Below are 6,630 nucleotides of genomic sequence, written 5' to 3'. Positions count from 1 at the left end.
CCCATCTCGGGAAGGAACCCCATGCGGCTCGAGCTGCGCGGTATCACCAAGCGCTTCGGCGCGCTCGTCGCGAACGACCACATCGACCTGGTGGTCGAGCCGGGCGAGATCCACTGCCTCCTGGGCGAGAACGGGGCGGGCAAGTCCACCCTGATGAACGTCCTGTACGGCCTGTACCAGGCCGAGGAGGGCGACATCCTGCTGGACGACGAGGTCCAGCACTTCGCCGGGCCCGGCGACGCCATGGCGGCGGGCATCGGCATGGTCCACCAGCACTTCATGCTCGTCCCCGTCTTCACGGTGGCGGAGAACGTCATGCTCGGCCACGAGCAGACCCGCGGCGGCGGCCGGCTCGACCTCGACGCCGCCCGCGCGCAGGTGCGCGAGATCTCCGCGCGCTTCGGCTTCCACGTGGACCCCGACGCCGTCGTCGAGGACCTGCCCGTGGGCGTGCAGCAGCGCGTCGAGATCATCAAGGCCCTGTCGCGCAACGCCGACGTGCTGGTGTTCGACGAGCCGACGGCGGTGCTCACGCCCCAGGAGACCGACGAGCTCATGACGATCATGCGGCAGCTGCGCGACGAGGGCGCCGCGATCGTCTTCATCACCCACAAGCTGCGCGAGGTCCGCGAGGTCGCGGACCGCATCACCGTCATCCGCCACGGCAAGGTCGTCGGCGAGGCCAGCCCGACCGCGTCGGACGCCGAGCTCGCCTCGCTCATGGTCGGCCGCGCCGTCGAGCTCACCGTGCAGAAGGACGCACCGACCCTCCGCGACAACGGTCTCGTCGTCCGCGACCTCGTGGTCACCGACGAGGCGGGCACCGTCGTCGTCGACGGCGTGAGCTTCGAGGTGCGCGGCGGCGAGGTGCTGGCCGTCGCCGGTGTGCAGGGCAACGGCCAGACCGAGCTCACCGAGGCGCTCCTCGGCCTCGAGAACGACGTGACCGGCAGCGTGACGCTCGACGGCGCGGAGCTCGTCGGGCTGTCCGTGCGCCGCATCCTCGACCAGGGCGTCGGCTTCGTGCCGGAGGACCGCACGCACGACGGTCTGGTCGGCGAGTTCACGATCGCGGAGAACCTCATGCTCGACCGCTCCGACGGGCCGCCCTTCGTGCGGCGCGGCGCGCTCCAGCTCGGCTTCCGCGACCGTTTCGCGCGCGAGAAGGTGCAGGAGTACGACGTCCGCACCCAGGGCATCACCACGCCCGTCGGCCGCCTCTCGGGCGGCAACCAGCAGAAGGTCGTCGTCGCCCGCGAGATGTCGCGCGACCTGCGCCTGCTCGTCGCGGCACAGCCGACGCGCGGCGTCGACGTCGGCTCCATCGAGTTCATCCACAAGCGGATCGTCGCGACGCGCGACGCCGGCGTCCCGGTCGTGGTGGTCTCCACCGAGCTGGACGAGGCGGTCGCGCTGGCCGACCGGATCATGGTGATGTACCGCGGCAAGGTCGTCGGCATCGTGCCCGCCGACACACCGCGCGACGTGCTGGGCCTCATGATGGCGGGGATCTCGCCGCAGGACGCGAAGGGAGAGGTCGCGTGAGCGCGTCCGAGTCGGGTCAGGGGACCAACCCCGCCCAGGAGCCGGGGCTCGACCCCGGCACGGCCGAGGAGCTGGAGCAGGAGCGGGCCCGCGTGGCCGGCCCGCCCGTCGGGGACGACGCCGTCGACACGGCGAGCCGCCTGGCCAAGGCCCTGCAGCAGACGATGAGCAGCCCGTGGACCGTCTCCGCGGGAGCCGTGCTGCTCGCGATCGTCGCCGGGTCCGTCATGATCGCCTTCACCGACGAGGAGGTGAAGGCGGCGTCGACCTACTTCTTCGCGCGGCCCGGAGACACCTTCGTCGCGCTCGGCCAGGCGATCGGCGGCGCGTACGCCGCGCTGTTCCGCGGCGCCGTCGTGAACTTCCAGGCCGACGACCTCGCGACCGCCGTCCGGCCGTTCACCGAGACGCTCACCTACGCGACCCCGCTCATCGCGGCGGGCCTCGGCGTGGCGCTCGCCTTCCGGGCCGGCCTGTTCAACATCGGTGGCCAGGGCCAGATGCTCGTCGCCGCCGCGGCCGCGGGCTGGGTCGGCTTCGGCGTGAGCGGCGTGCCGTTCCCGCTGCACCTGGTGCTCGCGCTCGTCGCGGGCATCGCCGCGGGCGCGTTGTGGGCAGGCCTCGCGGGCCTGCTCAAGGCCCGCACCGGGGCGCACGAGGTGATCGTGACGATCATGCTGAACTACGTCGCCTTCTACCTCATCTCGTACTTCCTGGCGACGCCGGGGCTGCTGCAGGCTCCCGGCTCGTCCAACCCGAAGACGCCGCCGACGCCGCAGTCCGCGCAGCTGCCCGCCCTGCTCGGCGAGCGGTTCAACCTCACCTGGGGCTTCGTGCTGGCGCTGCTGGCCGTCGTCGGCGTGTGGTGGCTGCTCAACCGGTCGTCCGCGGGCTTCGCGTTCCGCGCCGTCGGCGAGAACCCCCGTGCCGCGCGCGTCGCGGGCATCGACACCGGCCGCACCACCGTGAGCTCGATGCTCGTGGCGGGCGGGCTCGTCGGCCTGGCCGGCGCGTCGCAGGTGCTCGGCGCGATCACCACGGGGTTCAGCTCCGACATCGACGCGGGCATCGGGTTCGACGCCATCACCGTCGCGCTGCTCGGCGGGTCCAACCCGTGGGGCGTGCTCGCGGCGGGCATCCTGTTCGGCGCGTTCAAGGCGGGCGGGTCCACCATGCAGGCGGCCGAGGGCATCCCGAGCGACATCGTGCTCGTCGTCCAGTCGCTCATCGTGCTGTTCATCGCGGCGCCGCCGCTGGTCCGGGCCATCTTCCGGCTGCCGGACCCGAGCCGCCGTCGGGCCCCGAAGAAGGCCCGGAAGACGAAGGAGGCGGCAGCGTGAGCGCCGAACACAGGACGACCCAGCTCGACGCGCCGCTGTCGGAGACCACGCGCACCGTCACGGTCGTGACGTGGAAGACGGCGGGCGTGCTCGCCGCGATCACGGTGCTCTACGCGCTGCTGCTCGTGGCCGTGCCGCACGCGGGGGACACGCGGTTCGTGCTGTCCTCGCGCAACGACTTCTTCCAGATCCCCGTGATCGTGCTGCCGTCGGCGCCGCTCGCGTGGGCGTGCGGTGCCGTGCTGCTCGCGGTGACGGCGGCCGCGGCCGTGCTCACGGCGCGGCACCGGCGTACGCCCACGTGGCTCGTCGTGGTCTACGCGGCGGCCGCGCTGACCGGGTTCCTGGCCTGGGCCGGTGCGGGCAGCCCGCGCGACCTGTCGGTCGTCGGCCTGCTCGGCGGCGCCGTGCTCTGGTCGGTGCCGTTCGTGTACGGCGCGCTCGGCGGCGTCATCGGCGAACGGGCGGGCGTGGTCAACATCGCGATCGAGGCCCAGCTCCTCGGCGCCGCGTTCACCGCCGCGATCGTCTCGTCGATCACGAACAGCGCCGTCATGGGCCTGCTCGCCGCGCTGCTGGCGGGTGCGCTCGTGTCGCTGGTGCTCGGCCTCTTCGCGATCACGTACCACGTGAACCAGGTCATCGTCGGTGTCGTGCTCAACGTGCTCGTCGTCGGGCTGACGAGCTTCCTGTACTCGCAGGTGCTCGTCCCCGCCGCGGAGACGCTCAACTCCACCACCCGGTTCAGCGCCGTGCCGATCCCCGTGCTGTCGGAGATCCCGGTGCTCGGCCCCGTGCTGTTCCGCCAGCCGCTGCTCATCTACCTGATGTTCCTCGCCGTGCCCGCGGTCTGGTTCGCGCTGAACCGCACCCGGTGGGGCCTGCGGCTGCGGGCGGTGGGCGAGCACCCGAAGGCGGCCGACACGGTCGGCATCGACGTGGTGCGCACGCGGTACAACGCCGTGCTCGTCGCGGGCGCCGTGGCGGGTCTCGGCGGTGCGTTCTACACGACCGTGCAGCTCAGCCAGTTCGGCGAGAACATGACCGGCGGCGCGGGCTACATCGCGCTGGCGGCGGTCATCTTCGGCAAGTGGGACCCGGTGCGCGCGGCGTTCGCCGGTCTGCTGTTCGGCTTCGCGTCGAACCTGCAGAACGTGCTGTCCGTCGTGGGCTCGCCCGTGCCCAGCCAGTTCATGCTCATGGTCCCCTACGTCGTCACGCTGCTCGCGGTGGCGGGCCTGGTGGGCCGGTCGCGTCCGCCGGCCGCGTCGGGCGAGCCGTACGTCAAGGGCTGAGGATGGGCACCGTGAACACCTCTGACACCGTGGACTGGGACGGCCTGCGGGCCGCCGCCCGGGAGGCGGTCGGTAAGGCGTACGCGCCGTACTCCGACTTCAAGGTCGGCGCGGCGGCGTACGCCACCGACGGCCGCCTGCTCACCGGGGCGAACATCGAGAACGCGGCCTACGGCGTCACGCTGTGCGCCGAGTGCTCGCTCGTGAGTGCGCTGGTGATGTCGGGCGGCGGGCGGCTGGCGTCGTTCACCTGCGTGAACGTGCTCGGCGAGACGATCATGCCGTGCGGGCGGTGCCGCCAGCTCCTCTGGGAGCACGGCGGGCCCGGCCTGCTGGTCGACACGCCGCAGGGCGTCCTGCCGATGACGGAAGTACTGCCGCAGGCCTTCGGGCCGGGCAACCTGGACCACGTGCGAGAGGCAACATCATGACCGAGCGGGCGACCGAGCCGTTCGACGCCGTCGACATCATCCGGACCAAGCGCGACAACACCGAGTCCCTGAGCGACGCGCAGATCGACTGGCTGATCGACGCCTACACGCGCGGCGTGGTGGCGGACGAGCAGATGTCCGCCATGACCATGGCGATCCTGCTCAACGGCATGACGAGGGCCGAGATCTCCCGCTGGACGCACGCGATGATCGCGTCGGGCGAGCGCATGTCGTTCGCCGGCCTGTCGCGGCCGACCGCGGACAAGCACTCGACCGGTGGCGTGGGGGACAAGATCACGCTGCCGCTGGCGCCGCTCGTCGCGTCGTTCGACGTCGCCGTGCCGCAGCTCTCCGGGCGGGGGCTCGGCCACACGGGGGGCACGCTCGACAAGCTCGAGGCGATCCCCGGGTGGCGCGCGTCGCTGACGAACGACGAGATGATGGCGCAGCTCGAGTCCGTGGGTGCCGTGATCTGCGCCGCGGGCGCGGGCCTCGCGCCCGCCGACAAGAAGCTCTACGCGCTGCGCGACGTCACGGCCACCGTCGAGGCGATCCCGCTCATCGCGAGCTCGATCATGTCGAAGAAGATCGCCGAGGGCACGGGTGCCCTGGTGCTGGACGTCAAGGTCGGCTCCGGCGCCTTCATGAAGGACCTGGACAGCGCCCGCGAGCTCGCGCGCACCATGGTGGACCTCGGCACCGACGCCGGTGTGCGGACGGTCGCCCTGGTCACCGACATGTCCGTGCCGCTGGGCCGCACGGCGGGCAACGCCCTGGAGGTCCGCGAGTCGCTCGAGGTGCTGGCCGGCGGCGGGCCGGCGGACGTCGTCGACCTCACCGTGGCGCTGGCCGTCGAGATGCTGGACGCCGCGGGCCGCCCGACGTCGGAGGCGGACGTGCGCGCCGCGCTGTCCGACGGCCGGGCCATGGACCGCTGGCGCGCGATGATCGCGGCGCAGGGCGGCGACGTCGACGCGCCGCTCCCGGTCGCGAAGGAGACCGAGACCCTCGTGGCGCCGCGCTCCGGCGTGCTCACGTCGCTCGACGCCTACGCGGTCGGCGTGGCGGCGCGCCGTCTGGGGGCCGGCCGGGCGCGCAAGGAGGACGCGGTGCAGGCGGCCGCCGGTGTCGAGATCCACGTCAAGCCGGGCGACCGGGTGGCCGAGGGGCAGCCGGTGCTCACGCTGCACACCGACACCCCCGAGCGGTTCGAGCGGGCCCGCGAGGCCCTCGCCGGGGCGTGGGACGTACGGCACGAGAGCGCGGAGACGGTGCTCGAGGGCGTCTTCGCCGGAGCCGCGGGCATGCTCGCGAGCCTCGACGGTGGTGCGGGCGCCCTGGCGGGTGCCGGGCTGGTGCACGACCGGTCCGTGGTGCTCGACCGGATCGTCTGACCTGCGGGTTCGGGCGCGCCGGGTCACCCGGCGCGCCCAGCGTGGCGCACCGGCGAGTCGCGCCGGGGCGGCTTAGCCTGACGGGATGCCGTCGTCTATGCGCCTTTCGTCCCTGCTCGGCGCCGTGCGCGCATTCGCCGGACCGGTGCCCGCGCCGCCCCCGCCCGGCCGCTTCGAGCGGCCAGCCGTGCCCGACGACGTCGAGGCGCGCCTCGAGTCCGTGCCGAACCGGGCACGGCGCTCCGTGCTCGACCCGCTCGCGCGCGAGCGAGGCACCGGGACGGTCGGCTTCCCGCGGCGGCTGAACCTGCCCTCGCTCGAGGGCGCCACCGCAGCGGCGGTGCAGATCGACGAGACCACGTGCGGCGCCGCCGTGCTGGCCATGCTCGGGCTGGCCGGCGACCCGCGGGCCGCGCTGCGGCTCGCCGCGGGGGACCCGGCCGAGGGCTTCGCGCGGCTCCAGCGCGCCGTGCACGCCGCCACCAACCGGCACGGGCTCGGTCCGGCCGGCTGGCCGCGCTCCTACGGGACGCCGCCGTGGGGCGCCGCCCGCTTCGCCAGCTACGGCGGCGTGCGCTACACCCACCGCGTCGCGGAGCGCCCCGGGGTGGTCGAGGCCGCCGTC

General features: G+C 73.3%; 5 protein-coding genes and 1 pseudogene. All 6 read left to right on the top strand.

Going from position 1 to position 6,630, the window contains the following annotated elements:
- Positions 1-21 precede the first annotated feature (21 nt).
- Positions 22-1,545 (top strand): ABC transporter ATP-binding protein, encoded by a 1,524-nt coding sequence (locus tag HLB15_RS21565; protein WP_171108538.1) that lies wholly within the window; start codon positions 22-24, stop codon positions 1,543-1,545.
- Positions 1,542-2,885: an ABC transporter permease gene (locus HLB15_RS21560; RefSeq protein WP_171108535.1), complete on the top strand. Its 1,344-nt coding sequence runs from the start codon at positions 1,542-1,544 to the stop codon at positions 2,883-2,885. The genes HLB15_RS21565 and HLB15_RS21560 overlap by 4 nt, the downstream gene beginning before the upstream one ends.
- Entirely contained in the window at positions 2,882-4,180 is a 1,299-nt protein-coding gene (locus HLB15_RS21555; protein WP_171108534.1) for an ABC transporter permease, read from the top strand. The genes HLB15_RS21560 and HLB15_RS21555 overlap by 4 nt, the downstream gene beginning before the upstream one ends.
- Positions 4,181-4,191: 11 nt before the next feature.
- Positions 4,192-4,611: a cytidine deaminase gene (locus HLB15_RS21550; protein ID WP_373291094.1), complete on the top strand. Its 420-nt coding sequence runs from the start codon at positions 4,192-4,194 to the stop codon at positions 4,609-4,611.
- Complete coding sequence (locus HLB15_RS21545) at positions 4,608-6,005, top strand: thymidine phosphorylase (RefSeq protein WP_171108531.1); 1,398 nt, start codon at positions 4,608-4,610, stop codon at positions 6,003-6,005. The genes HLB15_RS21550 and HLB15_RS21545 overlap by 4 nt, the downstream gene beginning before the upstream one ends.
- 97 nt (positions 6,006-6,102) lie before the next feature.
- A pseudogene (locus HLB15_RS21540) lies at positions 6,103-6,630 on the top strand (hypothetical protein); the annotation flags it as partial.

The sequence above is a fragment of the Promicromonospora citrea genome, from assembly GCF_013004695.1.
Lineage (GTDB): Bacteria > Actinomycetota > Actinomycetes > Actinomycetales > Cellulomonadaceae > Promicromonospora > Promicromonospora citrea.
The sequence above is the reverse complement of the archived record's forward strand: the minus strand, read 5'-3'. Positions and strand labels throughout refer to the sequence as shown.

What these genes read in the sequence shown, in the direction of transcription:
- HLB15_RS21565 (WP_171108538.1), top strand. Translation starts at nt 22, where the DNA reads ATGCGGCTCGAGCTGCGCGGTATCACCAAGCGCTTCGGCGCGCTCGTC.
- HLB15_RS21545 (WP_171108531.1), top strand. Translation starts at nt 4,608, where the DNA reads ATGACCGAGCGGGCGACCGAGCCGTTCGACGCCGTCGACATCATCCGG.